Below are 20,666 nucleotides of genomic sequence, written 5' to 3'. Positions count from 1 at the left end.
TTAACACCGTCTGATATTAACAATGACCGTGGTAAAAGAACAGATATGGCAGATTGTCTTCGCCTCTGTTATCGCTGCTGCGTAGATGCGTTTATCTTTGTAAAGAAAGGCCGCCGCTTATGGATTTTGTCAAACCGCTTCCCGCCTATCTCATTCAACGCTATCACGGGTGGTTCGCGACGGGCTTTTCCCAAAACCAGGCTTGGTATAAGCGATTGGCCACTGAGGGCCAGCGCCCAAGAGCCATGATAATTTCCTGTTGTGACTCGCGGGTGCATGCCACATCTATCTTTGGCGCAGAGCAAGGTGAGTTTTTTATTCATCGAAATATTGCAAATCTAGTGCCGCCTTATAGCCCGGATGGGTCGCAACACGGAACCAGCGCTGCCGTCGAATACGCGGTCACCGCGCTCAATGTCTCGCAATTGATCATTCTGGGCCATTCAAATTGCGGCGGTGTAAAAGGATGCTTGGATATGTGCCGGGGCCATGCACCGCAGCTTGAAGAGAAAACCAGTTTTGTTGGGCGTTGGATGGATATTTTGCGGCCAGGATATGAGGCGATCAAAGATTATTCCTCCGAGGAAGAAATAGCTCAAGATTTGGAAAAGCAGGCGGTACTGACATCTTTGACCAATTTGATGACTTTTCCTTTTGTAGAAAAGGCGGTTCAGGATGGTTCGTTGTCCTTACACGGCTTATGGACTGATATTGGCGAGGGCAGTTTAGAAGCCTTTGATCCTGCATCACAAAGGTTTAAGCCTGTCTAAGCTTTTTAGAATAAAATTGAGCAAAAAACGCACTTCCGCGCGCGACCGCGAAGAAGGACTTTGATCTTTTCTGCATGCTTAAGAGGCAACCGGCTCACGCTGCATTATCGTTTTGCGATTGTTTCAGCCGCAAGATCGCAATATTTGCGTTTTGAATATCCTGCGAAAATCGACGTTTAACGTCATCACTCGTAATTTTCGGTGTGGCCAGTGCGCGCAGTGATTGTGCAATTAAATTATCGATCTTCTCTGTGTTCTCTTTATCGGCCAACATGCACTTCGAGCCCCAAAATTCTCATACGCCTTTATATAGCAAACTGCAGATGCCATCACATATAAACATTCGGATAAGTTTTAACTACTTTAGACGATCTCCATATTCTGATGGGTATTTTTATCAATTTGATAATACTTAAGGGTAAGACGTTTGCAAAACGCGTATTTTGCGATAATCTGAAACTATCCAAAAGCGCGGATATTTTGGGATCAGGCTTTTTGGAGCACGCGCTGGCCTAACACTTCGGCGATTTGAACGGCATTCAGGGCCGCGCCTTTGCGCAGATTGTCCGACACGCACCATAGGTTCAACCCATTCTCTAAGGTGCTATCCTGCCGGATGCGGCTGACAAATGTTGCGAAATCACCAACGCATTCTACCGGTGAGACATAACCTCCATCCTCGCGCTTATCGATCACCATCAAGCCAGGCGCTTCGCGCAGGATGTCACGGGCCTCATCCTCGTCCAAGAACTCTTCAAATTCGATATTAATCGCTTCGGAATGCCCCACAAACACCGGAACCCGCACACATGTTGCGGTGACTTTGATTTTCGGATCAATAATCTTCTTGGTTTCGGCAACCATTTTCCATTCTTCTTTGGTGGTGCCATCTTCCATAAACACATCAATATGAGGAATGACGTTAAAGGCGATTTGTTTTGGATAGACTTTTGGGGCCACTTCCTGGCCCGGCACATACATACCTTTGGTTTGGTTCCACAGCTCGTCAATCGCGTCTTTGCCGCTGCCCGACACTGATTGGTAGGTGCTAACCACCACGCGCTTGATGGTGGCACGATCATGAAGCGGTTTGAGCGCAACCACCATTTGCGCGGTTGAGCAATTGGGGTTGGCGATTATATTTTTCTTAGAATATCCAAAGATTGCATCCGCGTTTACCTCCGGTACGATCAACGGGACGTCGGGATCATACCGATATAACGAGCTGTTATCGATCACAACGCAGCCGGCCTTGGCCGCGCGCGGCGCATGCAGTTTCGTGGCTTCAGAGCCCACAGCAAAAAGTGCGATATCCCAGCCAGAAAAGTCAAATTGTTCTAAATCTTTGGTTGATAAAATCTCATCGCCAAAACTCAATTCGGTACCCAAGGAGCGTCTGCTGGCAAGCGCAACGATTTTATCAATTGGAAAATGCCGTTCTGCCAAGATATTCAGAATTTCTCGGCCAACATTGCCCGTGGCGCCAACAACAGCAACTTTATAACCCATAATTTAAGCTCCTTACCCCGTCTAAACGACTTGCGATCTTAGTTAGGCGGTTTCTAACGCAACAAGTGTGGTTAGGAAAGGCGAAAGCGGCCGCTTCAAATTGAATATGGCCCCCGTCAAGAAGGCCTTTCAGCCTTTCAGCCTTGCGGCAACGCAGGCTCTGGCCGGCCCGCGCGAATTGGGGAATTATAATTATTGGTTTAAATTTTTTGCGGAAGACTTAATGGCTGCATATTGGCCAGAGGGGCGATAACACCACAGATATTCCGGTAAAATCGCCTCAAGGGATGTGGGTTCAATGTCTATATCCGAAAACCCTTTAGCGGTTTCAGAGACAATATTATCAACCGTTAAATCTTTCAGTTGATCCCGCGTTAAGATCCCGTTTTTGAAAAGCCTAAGCGTGACCGTTTCTAAAAAATCGAACCCGGCCGCCATCGGCCGCGCCATGAAAAATGGAATATTCACCAAAAGGCGGCGACGCTCAATCACCGCTAACATACGCGTCATCAAACCCGCAAAATCAATGATCTCTGGCCCGCCTAGCTCATAAGTCCCGGCAGGTGTTTCCCGCGTCAGCGCGATTTCAACGGCTTGGGCAATATCATCCACATAAACCGGTTGGAAGCGTGTTGCCGCTCCGGCAAAGGGCAAAATAGGCCCTGTTTGGGCCATTGAGGCAAAGCGATTGAAAAACTGATCTTCAGGTCCAAAAACAACAGAGGGCCTAAAAATATAGGCCTGTGGCATATGTCTCAATACGGCCTCTTCGCCGGCGCGCTTGCTTTGCGCGTACTCACTTTCTGAAAGGCTTGCACTGGCCAGGGATGAGATATGCACCAAGCTTTGCACACCGTTTGCCGCCGAAAGTCTGGCAATACGCGCGGCGCCGTCTTCCTGAACTGCTTTAAAATTATTTCTTCCCAAGCGGTCAAACGTTCCGACACAGTTCACTGCGGCATCGGCGTTTTCCAAAGCGGCTGTCACGCTGCCATCGTCGCGGATATTGCAAAAAACAGGTTCGACTTGCCCGACCGCACCGTATGATTTGACGAAGAGCGCCTCATTCGGGCGCCGCACAGCAACCCTGACGCGCCATCCTTGTTTTGCCATACGACGTGCAATATAGCGCCCGACAAACCCCGAGCCCCCAAAGATGGTTACCAATTGCGACATAGGCTTCTCCAAAGATTGTTCTTTGCGAGGGTGAATACTCTGGCTATCGCCTCTGAGCAAGATGCAAATATGTGAGGAAACCCCGGAGAAACGCGTTGACTCCACAAATTGCTATAGCTACACGCACAACGGTGGTGTTTGCCCAGGTGGCGGAATTGGTAGACGCGCTAGCTTCAGGTGCTAGTGTCTGTATGGACGTGGAGGTTCGAGTCCTCTCCTGGGCACCAATACTTTCAGTATAACTTATTGAAATTCCTTCGAGTTTAATCATCGAGGGAGACCGTCGTGTCACACATTCCGTACACATTATGCCGTTCAGGCACCTATTATTATAACCGCCGTGTGCCTAAGCACGCAGTTCAAGCTTATGGTTCATTCATCAGGCAAGCCTTATCCAAATGCCCTGAAGAAGCTGAAGCTTATGCAAAACGTCTGGGTGATGTATTGGAGGGATCTTGGAGTAATACGACAGACATCATCCCAATAGATGTTATTGCTGTCGTCACTAGCTTTAAGCCAAGGCCAAGCTTGCTCTCTGATTACGTGAGTGAATACCTATCCCTTCGATCAGTCCATCATAAGCCAATTAAGGTGGCTGTAGACCCTTTCATCTCTCTTGCTGGTGATAGAGATGTCAGCCAGTACACTCGAGAAGATGCCAAGCTGTTTGTCCGTCATCTGGAAATGAAAGGTAATAAGACCGCCACTATCAGAAGACGTATCAACAGCCTGTCTGCTATTCTTAACTATGCCTATGCAGAGCTGGACTTGGATAAGCGTAATCCATTCTCAAGGCTATTCATCAAGGGAGAAGGTGAAGATAGCCACAAGCGAGGTACCTTTGCCAATGAGCAGTTGAAGTGGGGATACGATAAGGCTCTAGCCTCAGGTAGTCAGATAAAGCTTCTTATGCCAATCTTAGGAGAAACAGGCTGTCGACTGGCAGAGATCGTAGGGTTGAAGCTGGAAGATATCGATCTTGAGAATGACCTGATACATATAAGACCAAATTCGGCAAGACGGTTGAAGACCAGAAGCAGCCAAAGAATCTTGCCCTTAGTTGGATATGCCCAACTGGCTATGGAACAAGCACTGAAGCAGGCAGACGATACCTACCTATTCCCAAGATATATCAGAGATGGAAAGTGCTACGCCACGCATGCGTCTAATGCTCTGAACAAGTGGCTGAAGAAGGATTTTGAAGGCCTTACTGCACATTGCCTCAGACATACATTCAGAGATCGTCTGAGAGCTGTAGAATGCCCGATGGATCTGATTGATCAAATCGGTGGGTGGAAGTCGATAAACTTAATTGGGAATGGATATGGGGAAGGTTATGATATCGAAATAATTAGGCATCAAGTGACCAAGATTAGTTCAATCGACTAACTATAAGTTACGAACAAGCTTTTCTTATCGCTTCCGTTAATGTGTTATAGAATACTGTATCAGTAGTAGTACTTACTGCCTTCAGGTTTTGTTCTAGGTCAAAATTTGCTGTTATTTCCTTAGCTAAACTGCATTGTTTTGTTGCTTCCTGAATGTCGTCTTCAAAAATAGAAATTGCGGCCAGATACATAAAAACAATTGTATTTTGCGTTCCTGCTTCTTGTCGATCAAGCGCTGTCCCGAGTAGTTCTTTGGCTCGTTCATATTCTTTAAGTGCTATTAACGTTCCAGCATACTCGATCCATACCCAGTGCAAAGGATTTGGGTTGAGCCTTAGAGCCATCTCAAATGCAGGTCGAGCCTGTTCATAACTGCCCACTCTTCGTAGAAGTGATGCGGCTACAGGCAGCACTAAGTTATTTTTAGGAGCAACTTCTAAGGCTAGCTGAGCATTATCTTTGACAGATTCGATATCCTCGTTTACCAAATCTATCCAGCCCAAAAGAAGGTGCGGTGGACCAGGGTATTCATCCAAAATACTTTCAGCAATTTTTCGGCTTTCGATTTTATCTTCTTCAGGAGTAGGTGACCATCCCATCCATGCTCTTTGAAAAGTAATCCATCCTGCTAAATGCAATATAACGGGATTTTCTGGATCTTTTTCTAACAGTTCAGCAACACAACGTTCAGCCTGCTTATTGCTTTCAGAATTTCGCTCACTAAATAATTCACTACACTTAAGATGTTCAAGAAATGCTTCGTTAGTTTTAAAATAAGACAGTTCACCACGCCCAACTCCTGCGACTTGGACCTGTGCTTCTGTGAATATAGCGTCTGCAATTTGATCAAGAATTTCAAAAAGATTATCGATATTACTATCAAACTTCTCTGACCAAAGAGTTTTTCCCTTAAGCGCATCACTAAGTTTGACATTCACTCTAATTCGCTCGTTTATGACTTGGTAGTTTCCTGTCAGCACGTATCTGACGCCAGTTACTTCTGCAATTTCTTTAATCTCAGGATTTTTAGATGTCGCCGCTGAATACGCCTCGGGTGCCATGACCATTAAAGCGGGTGAACCACTTAAAACTGACACAATATTATCTGTAATGGCTTGAGATAAATAATCAGTATCTTTAGAGCTACTTAAATTTTCGAATTTTGCAACTGTAATGGATGGACCCTCAGGAATTTCATAGGCAAGTTTTTTTTCATCAAGTGGTTGAAAATCTACGCTAAATTGAAAGTATGAAAATAAGCCTATTGCTAGGACACAAACGACAGCTGACAAAATTAGTAAACGTGGGTGACCTGAACGGCTACTCGGAATTTTTCTTCTTTGTGATCGGTCTAGCATCAGATCATAAGCATGGAACTCATTCTGCTTAACCTTCTGGACTCCTAGGTCGTTGAACTCATAAGAGGTCTTACCTTTGACGTAATCATAGATAACTTTTGAAAGCGTTATCCCACCTGTCTGAGCCAAAGCCTCTAGCCTTGCGGCTATATTGACCCCATCACCTAGAAGGTTTTCTTTTTCTTTAACCACATCACCTGAGTTGATCCCTATTCGGAATTCTAGTTTTACAGACGTATCGTCGGATGAGTTTCTATCTTTGAGAGCTTTCTGAAATTCTACTGCGCATTCGACCGCTGAAACTGCGCTGGGGAATTCTGCTAAGAAAGAGTCTCCACCCGTATTAAACAAACGGCCCTTATGCTTTTTGAACAATGCAGTTAGGATTTTCTCGCAGGCACGAAGATTTTTAATTGTGCTGCTCTCGTCTGCTTCCATATGTTTGCTATACCCAACAACATCGGTAGCAAAGATTACTGCTATCTTACGTTCAATTTCTTCTTCAGACATAGGCTCGCCAAGCGTTAAGTTTCACAGTGATGGTGTCATGCGGTCCAAAATCTGTCTAGAAAAACGTAACGAAATTCATGCACACTGTTGCAATAAATTACAAATCGCTTGCGCTACTTCCCATTTGACGCTTCTTATAAAGATATACCTTAGTTTTAAATCTTTTATTGATTTACATACGAAAGTATAGTATGGTTTTGATATGCATTTGAGCACCTGATGAGCAGGTGAAATGCCAGTAACCGCAAAAGCGATCTGCAATCCTGACATTGATGGAGTTAGCCCACATTAGATGTGGCGAAAACGGCTACTTACAAAACGGCTACTGTGTATATGAGTGACAGGACAAGTGCTGTAGGGGGCTTCGATATGAGTTAGTTTATCTGAGATTTGGAATAAACGATTTTCAATGTACGACATAATGGTTTGGACTTTTGGTTTTGTTGCGCACACTTAAAACCCTTACCATTTCACCTTGCTCCCAAACACCATCATAGCCCTGTCCATTGGGCATCTGAATACGCATGAACCCGTTAGGCTGTTGGTTCTTGAATGTGCCTTTCCAAATGATGCCTTCCGAGTCTGTCCTGATAGCGTTAGTGACATGGAGCTGATCTTTCCAAACACCGTTCGTTTTTCCTCCAGCTGGATCAGTCAACGTACCTTTGCCAGATCTTTTGAAGTTCAAAACTTGACCCTCATAGAATGAACCATCTGGGTAACTGAGTTTACCATTGGAAACTTCATTTGCTTCAGGCAGCTGTCCCTCAAATATCCAATCGGAGGATGAGATGATAACATGTCCGTAGAGCATTCCATGTATCCAAGAGCCTTCATACCAAGTACAGGTGGATGCTTTAAAGAGCCTACCTTCACGATGCCTGAGGCCATTTTGAACACCACCTTCATAGAGATCCCCATTCTTATATGAGATTTCCCCAAACCCAGTTTGATGTCCGTCTATCCAATTACCATTATATTGATAGCCGTTTGTGTACTTAATGTGCCCGTGGCCATTCTTGGCTCCATTCTTAAAGGAACCAGTGAAGGCCGTGCCGTTGGCATATTTCATCTGACCAAGGCCGTGGAAGTTACCTTTTTTCCATGACCCTCGATACGAAATCTCTTTTGAATACTGTGCCCAGTACATACGACCGAATAGCCGCCGATATAGATTTTTCATTTGTTATGCTCGAACCGCTGTGCCCAATTTCTGCGGGCTTATTTTTATACAGACAGTAAATTTGATACTTTATTTGAAAGCAACGATTCCATTTTCATGGGCAGATTTCTGCTTGTTTGGGAAATTTGTGACATTTACTGTACTGATACAAAATTGTCATAAATCTGTTACTTTAATACTTTAGGGTATATTTATAGCCGATATCTTCACGCCCCGATGGTGCGGATATTCGATCCGTGAAGGGGCATCGGCGCCTAAAATATAAGGAGTAACAAAAATGGAGATGACACTTTCGCCACGCCTCGTGGAACTATATCAAATTTGCAGGAATGACGCCTACCTTTCTTTGCATCCCAAAAAGAAAAATCCAATCAAGGTAGATTGGAGAAACCAGCCCGTATCAGCTGAGGATGCACTGGCTGCAAACCAAATGCTGCAACACAACATTGGCATCTTAAACGGTACCACCTCAGCTCTGATCGATATTGATTTGGATTGCGCTGAAGCGGTGGCGTTTGCTGATTTATTTCTGCCCGACACAGTGGCCAGCTTTGGCCATGAAGGAAACGGTAGGGGCCATTATCTGGTCGCAATAAAGTCGTCAGGGAAAACCCGTAAGTTCAATATGCCAGACAGTTCTGAATGCTTGGTCGAGTTGAGATCAGATGGCACCCAAACCATGCTGCCACCCTCGATCCACCCAAGCGGGCACAAGCTGCAATTCAGCTATATTAATGACAGTGCCCCTGCCGTTGATTATGCAGATCTACTCGTAGCCACCCAAAGGATTGCAGCCTGTTCTGTCATAGCTCGATCTTGGTCAGAAGGCTCACGGCATCAACTGGCTTTGGCCTTTGCGGGTATGATGTATAAAGCTGATTTCGATCAGGATTTGGCGGAAAACGTGGTTAACACAATCTGTGATTTTACCGGCGATGAAGAGCTGGATGATCGACTGAATGCGGTAGCCACCACATATGCTCAGGATGCATCTAGCGTATCTGGTTACGGTATTATGGTTGATGTGCTTGGCGTTAACACTGCTCGCAAAATAGCTGAGTGGTTGGATATTGGCGCTAACAATACGGATGTGATCGAGGCTGATGGTGCAGCTCCAACAATTCTTCCGACTACCCATGAAGATGAGATCACCGAGGAAAAGATGGCCGAGGCCTTTACCCGTTGGGCTAAGAAACGTGCGGTTTATGTTCATGAAAAGAAGCAGTGGTATCTCTGGGATGGCTTAGTGTGGAAGCCTGATCCATCAAATGCTGTTCGTTTGCTGGTGAGCGAGTTTGTATCTGCTGCTGGTGCTGCTCAAAAGCATAACAGAAGGTTTGAAGATGCATTGAGGCGCTTTGAAAACCTCAGCAAAATCAAAAACACATTGGAGTTGGCGCAGCCACGCTTGGCCAAGTCAATCACTGACTTTGATACAGACCCAATGCTGTTTGCTGCTGGTAACACTTGGATTGACCTAAAAACTGGGCAGCCTGTTACGCCTCAAGCAAACACGTTGGTGAGCCTTCAATCAAGCGTTCGGTATGATCCAGAAGCGGATTGCCCTGTGTTCAAAAGCTTCTTGAATGAGATCTTTTTGGACAATGATGCGTTGGTGAAATTTGTGCAGCGCACAGTGGGGTACAGCTTAACTGGTCGTATAGATGAACAGTGCTTCTTTCCAATGAATGGTGACGGTGCAAATGGTAAATCCACCTTGCTCAACATCCTGTCAAAGTTAATGGGTGATTACTCAAAGACAGCTGCAGCTACGACACTGATGGCAAATCAGCGTGAAGGCGTTGGTGATGATCTGATACATCTAGCGGGTGCCCGAATGATCACAGTTTCTGAAACAGATAAAGATCAGCCTTTGGCAGAAGCGAAATTGAAGCGGATGACTGGTGGAGATGAAATTACTGCTCGAGCGCTTTATGGTAGCTACACCACCTTTAAAATCATGGGCAAGATCTTTGTAGCTACTAATAGTTTGCCCAAGGTTAATGGCAGGGATCATGGTATTTTTCGACGGTTTCAAATTGTTCCATTCAACCGCACCTTTATGCCCCACGAACAAGACAAAGCCTTACCAGATAAACTCGAGGCAGAGCTTTCGGGCATCCTAAACTGGGCTATACGGGGTTGCCTCGAGTGGCAGCAGCAGGGGCTCAACCCACCGCAGATCGTCATGGATCAACTGGATCATTACCAGCAGGATATGGATACGGTGGGTAAGTTCGTTGATGCTCAGCTGGTGCTTGATCCAGCCAGTAAAATCCAATCATCTGAGCTCTACCAAGAATATCGATTATGGTGTCAGCGGATGGGCTACAACCTGCAGGACGATAAGCAGTTTAAAGCGTCCATGCTGAGGATCGACGGGGTCGCTTATGGCAGAAGCAAAGCTGTAAGGCATTATGCTGGGGTTCGGTATCATTGGGACGAAAAGGATGTGATTGAAGTTAACGATAAGGACGTACTCTTCTAGGGGGTGTCACCGGTGTCAGGTGAAAACAAAGTTTTGATAATGTTTTTCTTTCAGAAAACTTTTGGTTTTACCTGACACACCCGACACCGATTACCCAACTTCTTACATGATTCATTTACTCTCATGCTTTGATAGACTTTATCAAACGACCTGACCTGCCATCCTCCAAGGCCCAGATGGCACCATCGCTTCCAAGCTCTACGTCCGGTTTTCGTAGGCGCCTTAGAGTCAAAGCTCTAAACCAGTACTTTTAGACGCAAGGGTAAAGTTCCCACACTGCTTTGCCCTCTGCATCAGCCTCATAAGTGAACATGTAATACTTACCATTCAGTTCAGATAAAGCTTCAGATGTCGTTTCAAATATAGCCCCGCCTCTAAAAGATACGCCCCCGGCTTCGGTCATGTTTCCAACTCCATCACACTTATATGTGGCAACACCTTCTGCACACATTACTACACCAGCGTAAGCATGACCCGCCCATGAACCGTCAGGTCTCATGTGAGCAGTAAATGCCGCTCGTGATTGAACATCATAGCCTAATAATTTTCCACTACCGACAGTGTGGGTGTCCATAGCGGGAAGTCCATATTTACCAGAATCTATCGGTTTACTAGTTTCCTGAAATGTCATTGATCCGGCTTTATCACCAATCATTGTTATTCTCCCATTTGATTTATGCCTTCCAAAGATAAAGAATTAATATGAAACTCAAATGAAAATCTGGATCACCAAAATTTTTTTATTGGGGTTGATTAAAAAATATGCAATTTACGGGATTTTTTGGGTTTTAAATTTTTTAACTTTGATGATGTGAGTTGGAGGTCTAGCCTAAAGATATGAGATTTTGTGATCCTAATCGTCACAAAGCGATCAAATGAAAAAAGGGAGGAAACATTATGAGTGAACCAAATTTTATTGTGATAACCGGAGCGACAAGCGACACCAACGATAGAGCAGGCTTAATGGGTGCAATGGGTGATTTTGCCCAAGAGTGCAAAGACAATGGCGCCATGCGTATTACATACGGCAGTGTTCTAAGTGGAAAGCATCCAAACGCCTTAATATTTATTCAATTCTTTGAAAGCCTAGTAGGGTTCGAGAATGTTATGAAAGCCATTCCAAACTCAAAACCGTATGGGAGCATGATTAAGGATCATGCAACAAAACCCTTTGTTCGCAATGTTATGCAGAGCAAAGCAATACCTTTTGAACCTACGCTATCACCAATGCCAAATTATTTAGTTCTTACTCGGGCAAGGCCAAAGACTTTAAATGAGGCCGAGTTGATAAACTTATTATCGTCCACCACTTCAACGTTTAAAGACCATGGGGCTCAAACATTTAGGTTTGGGCATACCGTGACAGGAAACGATATTGGGACTTATCTACTGGGCGTCACATATCCTTCAATGGCTGCAATTGAAGCAACATACACTGAGCTTGCAACCAATCAGGCCTTTGCCAAACTTTCTGCAGGTATTGATGTTGATATGAGATCGATAGTGAAAATTGCCGGTATTCTTTAAAAAAACCTAGGTTAAGCACTTACTGTACAAATGGTTAACACACTCCCAGCTCAATTCACTGTCAAAGCTCAAGTATATATAACGGGCACAGGGGGTGTGGCCCATGCGTGCCCCCTTTGTGCTAACCACTTATTGTATCGGAACAAACAACTCACCGTTTGGAATGAATTTTATAAGATGGCTACATGGGACAATCGAGTACTTTCAGTGATGATAAAATTTAACGTGTCGTGACGTAAATTGGTTCTTTGTTGACTTCGAACTTTGGTTTCGCAACTCTTGATACTACATTTTAGATTAGAAAGTGGCTTCGCATGTCATCAATAGATTTTTGGTATTCTATAGGATCTACTTATACTTATTTAACTGTTTTACGATTACCCAAGATAGCCGTGGCTAATGGAATAGAAATTTCTTGGCGACCCTTCAATGTGCGTGATGTGATGGTTGAGCAGAAAAACATTCCTTTTTCAAACAAGCCTGTAAAATCAGCTTACATGTGGCGTGATATTGAGCGCCGATCTAGAATGTATGGCCTAGAACCAAAGATCCCTGCCCCCTATCCTTTGTCAGGCTTAGTTTTGGCCAATCAAATAGCCATTTTGGGAAAAGAAGAAGGCTGGATAGAAGCATATACTCAAGCAACTTACCGCCGATGGTTTGAAAAAGGCGAGCCCGCAGGAGAAGAGCCTAATATTTCTGGTAGCCTGACTGAAATCGGGCAAGATGTTGATCGGGTAATGGGTCTTGCAGCATCTCAAGAGATTGTATCAATGCTTGATAAAGAAACGATTGAGGCAAAAGCCCTAGGGGTTTTTGGATCCCCAAGTTTTGTGGTCTCTGATGAAGTTTTCTGGGGTGATGACCGTTTAGAGGACGCTGTAAGTTGGGCATTGAGAGGGTCTTTAGCTCCCATTTACTAACCACTCATTGTATCGAAACAGGCAGCTTACCGTTTGGAATGAGTTTCACGAAATAGCTACAGCGAGTGGTCTTCTGTCGTCCCACTCTGTGGACACATCTTGTCACACATTTGGTCCACATTGGCACACATTAAGGGATAGGTCGTGTGTTGACAGGCTGTCCTACCCGTGTGAATCTATACGCAGGAATTGACGTAAGTGTCTGATAATGAACACGAAGCGAATTAGAGCTTCAGGTGCTAGTGTCTGTATGGACGTGGAGGTTCGAGTCCTCTCCTGGGCACCAAAATTCTAGTAGAATTTAGAATAAAACAAGCAAAAACAGTGGTATAGATTTGAAGTGGACCACTTTTGGGACCGCTTGGAGGACCAGTTTGTCGAAACTGTTCGCTAAATAGTCAGCGTTAAACCACCAGTTTTACTTGCAACTGGGCAGCTATGTCTCAAAGCTAACAGCTATGAGTGATGATATGCCGCTTAAATTCCCACGCTATGTCTTTCGCCGTGCCAATGGAAGCTATCGATATTAACGCAACGTTCCCCTGTATCTTAGAGCCCTGATCGGGAAAGCAACGCTCTATCGCCAGCTTGGGGATAGCTACAAAGAAGCCATGCAAAACCTGCCCTTGGTACATGCTCGAATCGAAGCTCTGCTAGAGGGTGAAAAAGATAAGTCAGCAGGAGAGCGCAATATTGAGATTATTAGGGGTGCGCTGGGCGATGAAGTGGCGGATATGGTGCTGGCCAATGCCGTACCTGAGTATTCTGAGATTGAGGATGCGCTTAATGAGTTGGGTAAGGCTCTGCATAAGCAAAAGCTACCTTCAGAGATTGTAGAGCAGGTTTATTCAGGCAAGTTAAGGCAAGAGGTCATAACGCTTGAGACGGTTCTTAAAGACTACGTTGCCTATAAGTCAGATACACCCAAAGCAGAAAAGGAAATTACGCAGCGGGTTGAAAGGCTGCGCAAAGACATGCAGCACATCTACGGTAAGCAGAAGCTTAGGTATGTCTCGCTTAGTGATATCAGCAGGCAAGATGCCAATGATCTTAGGGATCACCTATTAAGCCGTGTGTCTGCCAATAGCGCTGTTAGAACGCTGGGGGTTGTGAGAACAGCTATTAACCATGCAATCGTGGAGCACAGCCTCAACATCCCCAATGTCTTTACCAACCTTCGCATTAAAGGTGCGGGTGCAAGTAAGCTAGATAGGCTACCGCTGAGTGATACTCAGGTCGTTCATTTAGAGACAGCTTACTCGAATGATACAACAGCTTGGGCGCTGTTTGTTTGTCTGAGAGATACGGGATGCAGAGTATCAGAGATAGCGGGCCTGAGGGTCAAAGACTGTGACACTGACAAAGAATGTTTAATCATATCCCCTAACCCCTGGAGAACGCTAAAGACCAATAACTCGCAGCGCTCTGTGCCACTCTCGCCAGAGGCTATTAAAGCCCTTGAGGAAGTATCCCAAGGCAAAGATCCTGAGGCACCGCTCTTTCCCCGATACGCAAAGGAGCGTGGAGGGGATAACTGCTCAGCCATGCTCATGAAGCGCCTCAGAACCATAATCACAGATAAGAAGCTCACCATGCATTCACTACGCCATCGCATGAAGGACAAGCTGAGGAACACAGGCTGCCCGGAAGCTATCTCCACGGCCATCCTAGGGCATGGTTCAAACACAGTCGCTGCCAACTATGGCTCAGGCTATGCCCTAGATGTCATGAGAGAGTATACGAAACGGATTTGGTAAATCTTTAACACTAAAAAGTTCCGAGGGTTTTCCAATTACGGTTTGAATGTTAAAATATTTGGCTATGACCGATCGCTTACACAGTCTCGATTTCTTACGTGCTTTTGCACTTTTGATGGGCGTACTATTGCATGTCCTAATGCTCTTCCTGGAGCCATTTGATGGCTCTGAACCAAGGCTTGGTGGCTCCATCATCTTTATTTGGATCCACACATGGCGCATGCCGCTATTTATGCTTTTGGCAGGGTTTTTTACCGCCCTCAGCATACAGAAGAGAGATGTCGGCAACTACGCTTTAAATAGGTTGATTAGACTTGGTGTCCCTATCTTGCTTTTATGGGCCGTAATTCCAGAAATAGCTGAAGGGACCAATGATATCTTCAAACTACCTGAGCTTATTTCATGGCTCCTATATGATGTTCCATTCACATTGCGTTTAGACCATTTGTGGTTCCTGTATTATTTGTTGATATTTTATGGCGTCCTGTTGTTGCTTAAGCGCATTGCGCCAAAGGCCTTTAAATTTATCACTGATTATGAGCTGAGCTTTTCCCGCATTTTCGTTTTGTGGCTGCCAATATTGATATTACTTTCTCCACTCAACAAGCCTACAGGCGGTATCTTGGGAGATATTCCAACCACATTCGGTGAAGTGAAACTTGGTTCAATGTTATTCATGGCTTCGTTCTTTTTGATTGGATTACAGATACAAAAGAGTGCGCGTTTCCTCGGGCAGTTACAACAGAAACGCTTTTGGCTGCCCATCTTGATAATAGTGAGTTTGGTACCGATTGGCTTGCTGGGATGGGGTGGTATGAAGGATGAACCTTTCGTCTTCTCAAGCGTATTTGAGATGTGGATTGCCAATGGACTCTCTGGCAGTGCAGCGTTGTTGCTTGTACTTTCGATAATGGGCTTTGCTATGCAGAAAATCTCATCGGGCGGCCCAACTCTCAACTGGCTGATAAAGCTTTCATATCCAATTTACGTATTCCATTTAATGTTCGTGATTAGCGTCAGTGGGACCTTAATGTATCTGGGCGTCAATGACTGGCTCGTCACTCTACTTGGCTTCTCATCAGGAATTCTTGGGTCAGTGATCATCTATTACGCCATAGTTTTCTGGACGCCGCTTGATTGGGTGTTCAATGGTTATAAAAACTCCAAGCATCGATCAAAGTCATCATTTATGAATAGGCTTGCAAAATACCTATAGCGAGACTAGCGATCTAACGCTTAAAAGTCGTGCTTAAACCTCGGTGGATGGGCACAGTGTAGTATGGTCGCTGCCAACTACGGCTTAGGCTATGCCTTAGACGTCATGCGGGAGCATATGGAAAAGGTGTAGAACTAACGGAGCTATACCAGAGTGCCCCAGAGTGCCCCAGAGTGGCACGAGGAAGCAGCTTAAGGGCTAAGCTTAAGACGGGTATCAAAAAAGGAAGTGCTTAAAGAGGGCATCAGAGAGCAACCCTAAAGACATAGAAAAAATATCCCAAAGCTATGGAAATAAAGACAGCTCTAATAGCAGACGATAAAGAATAAATTGTAGTGTAGTTTGTTCTAAGCTGACAGGGTGTTGGGAACACCCAAACCCTTATGTATTATATATTATATATTACGAATTAAGTATTACGACTTACATATTACGTCTTACGAATTACCCCTTACAGCTTATCCTTTAACCCTGCCTTAGGAGCCTTTCCTGAGGTGTTTTTATTTATGTATTAAGAACAGAAAGATAAATTAGAATGACCAAGTATATTGATCCAAAGCTCTTCCAAGAGACCCTAGAAACCTACCAAGGCTATAGCCTTCAGGTGTTTACCTCAGGGCGCATTAAGCTCAGCTTTCATAAGAGCCATAAAGACAGAGTAGAGTACTATGCAGTAAAGCCTAAGCGCTCCCGAGAAGCTTATGAAAGGCAGTATGATCGTAGTGCCTTAACTAAGGCTGAGTATTATCAGCTAATAGAAGAGCTACTAGCAGAGCACCCCAACAGCCTCATCTACAGAATGCACCTTAAAGGGGATATCAATGCCACTGCTGATAATGCCCATGTGTTTGTCTTAACAGAAAAGAAGCATCTGCATGTGTCGCTTGATACTCTAACCCACCAATGGCAACTACCAACTCAAGTCATAAACGCCTTACTAACAGCAAGTGGTCCTAAGAAGGGGCGCAGTGCTATCTTCAATGAGTACATGGCCAGCTATCAGCATGACTGGGTGGATATGAGCTTCACCGAGCAGGACTATAGAGACGGGTATCGTGCAGATACAGTTAGTAGATCTGTTCACCACATCAGTCATCAAGATGATGATTTTACGTTCTAAACCTACAAGGCCCTACCTTCCAAGTGGTAGGCTTGAGGGCCATCACGTTCAAACTCAAAACTCAGCGAGCAAAGCTGTCATTCGCTTCTGAAAACGTAGAAGTCTGCTATGCGGGACTTTGCCGTAGTTCACTGAGTTTTGCACCAGTGTCCGAAGGCTACTCCTGTCTTAGCCCCCAGAACTGTACCATTATTTTACGATTGTCGACTCGGCCATTTGTGTTAGGCCCCTCCATTTTAGACTTGTAGTAATGTCGATCTCTCGTAATTATTCAAATGTATAATTACTGACTGGAAAGAAAAAGAATGCCCGGAAGCACCCAGAAATTCAGGCGCGAGCCCGCTGAACAGCGCAAGGACGACCTGATTCAAGCGACGCTTTCGCTGATCGCCGAACAGGGCGTTCGGGCGGCAACTGTGCGAGCCATCGCGAAACGGGCAGACGTCACTCAGGGTCTAATTCGGCACTATTTTTCGACCAAGCATGATCTGATTTTAGCGGCCTACAGGACTCACATGGGCCGCATGACCCAGCTGACCTCGGCTTCGACCGACCGTGCCGATTCGACTGCCAAAGAGCACCTCGCGGCCTTTGTGGTAGCTTCCCTGAAGCCACCGGTGGTCGATCCAAGCTCTGTCACCATATGGGCGAGTTTTCTGAACAAGATTCGTGAAGACGAGCAGATGCGCAAAATGCACGAACAGACATATTACGAGTTTCGCGACCAGCTTGAGAGCCTGATCCAGGAGACCCTGGGCGAAGCGGGTATTTCGGTTGAGCCCTGGACACTCCGACGCATGTCGATCGCCAGCAACGCGGTGATCGATGGTTTGTGGTTGGAGGGTGGCGCTTTGCCCACTGCGTTTGCACCCGGTGAACTGCCGGCGATTGGCCTGAATTCCGTGGGTGCGATCATCGGATTGGAATTGAAAAACACAGCAGGTTCTTCATGAAAAACACAGCAATAACCAAGCGCCTATCCGGTCTGGGTGGCGCCAAGTGGGAAGTCTATCTGAAGGCCAAGGACCTTATTGCCCAGGGTCGGGACATCATCGAGATGACGATTGGCGAGCCGGATGTGCCAACGCCCGAGGTTCTGGTGGACGCGGCGACGTGCGCCATGCGTCAGGGTCGCACGACCTATGCCAGCGGCCGAGGGGAGCCAGGGCTGTTAGCCGCGTTGGCTGAACGCTACACGCGCAGTTCGGGACGTGACATCACCTCGGATCAGATCCTGTGCTTTCCGGGTACGCAAACGGCGTTGTTTACCGTTCTCATGGGTGTGGCAGAGACTGGTGATGAGGTTCTTGTCGGGGATCCGATGTACGCGACCTATGAAGGCGTGATCCGAGCAACCGGCGCAGATATCGTGCCGGTTCCGCTGAAACCCGAGAACGGATTCCGCATCAGAGCGCAGGATATCGCAGAACGGATCACACCGAAAACGACCGCGATTCTGCTGACCAGCCCGCACAACCCGACCGGGGCGATTCTGACGGCTTCCGATATAGATACAATTGGACAACTGGCCCGCGAGCACGATCTTTGGATCATTTCCGACGAAGTCTATGAAGAGCTGTTATTCAACGCCTCGGACTTCACCTCTCCCCTGTCGCGCTCAGACCTTGCAGACCGGGTGATCGTGGTTTCCTCGATTTCCAAGTCCCATGCTGCGCCGGGCTTTCGCAGCGGCTGGTGCGTCGGGCCATCAGCTTTTGTCGAAGAGCTGCTACCGCTGTCGGAGATCATACTGTTCGGCAACCAGCCTTTCATTGCCGACATGACCGAAAAGGCGCTGCGCGATGGTTCCACTGTGGCGGAGGGAATGCGCCAACGCTTTTCCGTGCGCGCGGTGCTGCTGCACCAGCGCCTGTCCAGCGAGACGCGCCTTGTCGTGCATCAGCCCAAAGCCGGCATGTTCGCAATGGTCAACGTGTCTTCAACCGGCATGGATGGCAACGCCTATGCCATGAGCCTGCTTGAACATGGTGGTGTCGCTGTCATGCCCGGCGTCTCGTTCGGCACCACGATTGATGATTGGGTCCGCATCGCGCTGACGGTCGATGACAGCCAATTCCAGACGGCCTGCGACCGCATCATCCAGCATTCCAAACAATTGATGAGGGAGAGCACATGAGCAGCATTGGAGAGGAGCTTGTCTTCCAACTCGCCAAGCGGGGCGTCGACACTGTCTTTGGCATTCCCGGCGTTCACACTATCGAGCTTTATCGTGGACTTGCGGCATCTGGCATCCGTCACGTCAACCCCCGTCACGAACAGGGGGCGGGCTTCATGGCGGATGGCTATGCCCGCGCCTCGGGCCGCCCCGGTGTCGCTTTTGTCATTACCGGCCCGGGCCTGACCAATACCTTGACCGCCATGGGGCAGGCGCGCGCCGATTCCGTGCCGATGCTGGTTGTCTCGGGCGTAAACACCTTGCCCAGCCTCGGCAAAGGCTTGGGGCACCTGCATGAATTGCCCGACCAGCAAGCCCTGGTCGGTTTGGTCGCGCTGCGTTCGGACCGCGTGGAAACGTCGGCTGACCTGCTGCCGGCGCTTGATCGGGCTTTTCAGGCCTGTTCGTCGGGACGCCCGGGCCCGGCCCATATCGAGGTCCCCCTGGACGTCGCCGGCAACACATTCGATCAACCGGACAAAACAGACGCATTTCCGCCCCGGCCGCAACCGGACGAACGCAAGATCGCCCGCGCGGTTGAAATGCTGCAAACGTCGCAAAGGCCTGTCATCCTTGCCGGTGGTGGCATCCGCCGGGCGCCCGAACAGGTTCGCGACCTTGCCGAAAAGCTGGACGCCCCCGTCGTTCAAACCGTCAACGCGCGTGGGCTGATGCATGGTCACCCTCTTGGAGTTCCGGCAAGCCCCAGCCTTCAGGCTATCCGCGACCTGATCGGCGCGGCCGATGTGGTGCTGGCCGTGGGGACTGAATTCGGCCCGACCGATTATGACATGTACGCAACCGGTACGATGCCGCGAATGCGCAACCTCATCCGCATCGATATCAGCGAAGACCAGCTTTCCCGCCATCCGAGCGAACTGGCGATCCAAGGTGACGCGGACGGTGTGCTGAACCAGTTGAATGCGGCAATCCAACCGAGCCTGAACGATGGCACCGGCACCGACTGCGCGGATCAAGCCCGGCAACAGGCGTTCGATGAAATCGGCCCGCAGATGCAGGCACAAACGCTTCTGCTGAATGCGCTGCGTGACGTCGTTCCGGAGGCGATCATGGTCGGGGATTCCGCACAACCCATTTATGCCGGGAACCTCTATTATGATCACGACCGCCCCGGCGGTTGGTTCAATGCCGCAACCGGTTTCGGTGCCTTGGGCTATGGCATTCCCGCAGCCATCGGAGCCGCCCTGGCCGAACCTGATGCTCCGGTGATCTGCATTACCGGCGATGGCGGCGCGCAGTTCAGCCTTCCCGAATTGATGGTGGCAAAAGACGAGGAACTTCCCATCGTTTTCCTCGTCTGGAACAACCACGGCTATCAGGAGATCGAAACATCCATGCAAGCTGCCGGTGTGACCGTGCTCGGATGCGACCCCACACCGCCGGATTTCAAGGCTATCGCGGCTTCCTGCGCCATCCCTTTTTGCGCCTGCGTGTCAGAAGCGGATGCTCTCGTGGCCGCTCTGAAAACCGTCACTGACACCCCCGGCCCGGTGATGATTGAAATCCAGGCCCCCAATTATGCCCAATCCGGTTGACAGGACCCT

17 protein-coding genes and 1 tRNA gene are annotated in these 20,666 nt (G+C 47.4%); 12 read left to right on the top strand and 6 right to left on the bottom strand.

All coding sequences use genetic code 11. The features are described 5' to 3' along the window. The first annotated feature begins 119 nt into the window (after positions 1-119). Positions 120-770, top strand: coding sequence for a carbonic anhydrase (locus UM181_04125; GenBank protein ID WQC63803.1), 651 nt, complete (start codon positions 120-122; stop codon positions 768-770). A gap of 94 nt (positions 771-864) precedes the next feature. On the opposite strand, the gene UM181_04120 is transcribed toward UM181_04125, so the two are convergent. The 3 genes from UM181_04120 to UM181_04110 form a co-directional block, all read right to left on the bottom strand. Beyond that, on the bottom strand, positions 865-1,044 hold the full coding sequence (locus tag UM181_04120; protein ID WQC63802.1) for a hypothetical protein: 180 nt from the start codon (positions 1,042-1,044) through the stop codon (positions 865-867). 212 nt (positions 1,045-1,256) lie between these two features. Beyond that, on the bottom strand, positions 1,257-2,279 hold the full coding sequence (locus UM181_04115) for an aspartate-semialdehyde dehydrogenase (GenBank protein ID WQC63801.1): 1,023 nt from the start codon (positions 2,277-2,279) through the stop codon (positions 1,257-1,259). Between the two features lie 192 nt (positions 2,280-2,471). After that, positions 2,472-3,455 (bottom strand): complex I NDUFA9 subunit family protein, encoded by a 984-nt coding sequence (locus UM181_04110; GenBank protein ID WQC63800.1) that lies wholly within the window; start codon positions 3,453-3,455, stop codon positions 2,472-2,474. Positions 3,456-3,595: 140 nt separating this feature from the next. Here UM181_04110 and UM181_04105 point away from each other — a divergent pair. Both UM181_04105 and UM181_04100 read left to right on the top strand, forming a co-directional pair. Next, positions 3,596-3,682: transfer RNA gene (locus UM181_04105), tRNA-Leu, on the top strand. A gap of 58 nt (positions 3,683-3,740) precedes the next feature. After that, on the top strand, positions 3,741-4,844 hold the full coding sequence (locus UM181_04100) for a tyrosine-type recombinase/integrase (protein ID WQC63799.1): 1,104 nt from the start codon (positions 3,741-3,743) through the stop codon (positions 4,842-4,844). Positions 4,845-4,851: 7 nt separating this feature from the next. Here the strand turns inward: UM181_04100 and UM181_04095 are convergent, their stop codons facing one another. Then, a complete protein-coding gene (locus UM181_04095; protein ID WQC63798.1) occupies positions 4,852-6,711 on the bottom strand; it encodes an adenylate/guanylate cyclase domain-containing protein in 1,860 nt (619 codons plus the stop codon). Positions 6,712-7,117: 406 nt separating this feature from the next. Beyond that, positions 7,118-7,894 carry a hypothetical protein gene (locus UM181_04090; GenBank protein ID WQC63797.1) on the bottom strand — a complete coding sequence of 259 codons (777 nt, stop codon included), beginning with the start codon at positions 7,892-7,894 and terminating at the stop codon, positions 7,118-7,120. A 277-nt stretch (positions 7,895-8,171) separates the two neighbouring features. On the opposite strand from UM181_04090, the gene UM181_04085 reads away from it, so the two are divergent. Further along, entirely contained in the window at positions 8,172-10,382 is a 2,211-nt protein-coding gene (locus tag UM181_04085) for a phage/plasmid primase, P4 family (protein ID WQC63796.1), read from the top strand. Between the two features lie 250 nt (positions 10,383-10,632). On the opposite strand, the gene UM181_04080 is transcribed toward UM181_04085, so the two are convergent. Beyond that, complete coding sequence (locus tag UM181_04080; protein ID WQC63795.1) at positions 10,633-11,037, bottom strand: hypothetical protein; 405 nt, start codon at positions 11,035-11,037, stop codon at positions 10,633-10,635. Positions 11,038-11,279: 242 nt separating this feature from the next. Here UM181_04080 and UM181_04075 point away from each other — a divergent pair, with 242 nt between their 5' ends. The 8 genes from UM181_04075 to UM181_04040 all read left to right on the top strand — a co-directional run bounded on the left by UM181_04075 (position 11,280) and on the right by UM181_04040 (position 20,657). Continuing rightward, the gene (locus UM181_04075; protein WQC63794.1) at positions 11,280-11,909 is read left to right on the top strand and encodes a hypothetical protein; all 630 of its coding nucleotides are present in this window, start codon (positions 11,280-11,282) and stop codon (positions 11,907-11,909) included. 314 nt (positions 11,910-12,223) lie between these two features. Beyond that, a complete protein-coding gene (locus UM181_04070; protein WQC63793.1) occupies positions 12,224-12,832 on the top strand; it encodes a 2-hydroxychromene-2-carboxylate isomerase in 609 nt (202 codons plus the stop codon). A 611-nt stretch (positions 12,833-13,443) separates the two neighbouring features. Then, positions 13,444-14,589, top strand: coding sequence for a site-specific integrase (locus tag UM181_04065; GenBank protein ID WQC63792.1), 1,146 nt, complete (start codon positions 13,444-13,446; stop codon positions 14,587-14,589). Between the two features lie 64 nt (positions 14,590-14,653). After that, positions 14,654-15,805, top strand: coding sequence for an acyltransferase (locus UM181_04060; protein WQC63791.1), 1,152 nt, complete (start codon positions 14,654-14,656; stop codon positions 15,803-15,805). A 535-nt stretch (positions 15,806-16,340) separates the two neighbouring features. Continuing rightward, positions 16,341-16,925, top strand: a complete 585-nt coding sequence (locus tag UM181_04055; GenBank protein ID WQC63790.1) for a hypothetical protein — start codon at positions 16,341-16,343, stop codon at positions 16,923-16,925. A gap of 305 nt (positions 16,926-17,230) precedes the next feature. After that, positions 17,231-17,878 (top strand): TetR/AcrR family transcriptional regulator, encoded by a 648-nt coding sequence (locus UM181_04050; GenBank protein WQC63789.1) that lies wholly within the window; start codon positions 17,231-17,233, stop codon positions 17,876-17,878. Continuing rightward, positions 17,875-19,062: a pyridoxal phosphate-dependent aminotransferase gene (locus UM181_04045; protein ID WQC63788.1), complete on the top strand. Its 1,188-nt coding sequence runs from the start codon at positions 17,875-17,877 to the stop codon at positions 19,060-19,062. Before UM181_04050 ends, UM181_04045 begins: the two co-directional genes overlap by 4 nt. Continuing rightward, positions 19,059-20,657, top strand: a complete 1,599-nt coding sequence (locus tag UM181_04040) for a 5-guanidino-2-oxopentanoate decarboxylase (protein WQC63787.1) — start codon at positions 19,059-19,061, stop codon at positions 20,655-20,657. The genes UM181_04045 and UM181_04040 overlap by 4 nt, the downstream gene beginning before the upstream one ends. Positions 20,658-20,666: the final 9 nt, after the last annotated feature.

This window comes from Alphaproteobacteria bacterium US3C007 (assembly GCA_034423775.1).
GTDB classification, from domain to species: Bacteria; Pseudomonadota; Alphaproteobacteria; order Rhodobacterales; family Rhodobacteraceae; genus Thalassovivens; species Thalassovivens spotae.
Note: the sequence above shows the minus strand (reverse complement) of the source record. Positions and strands in the feature narration are given on the sequence as shown.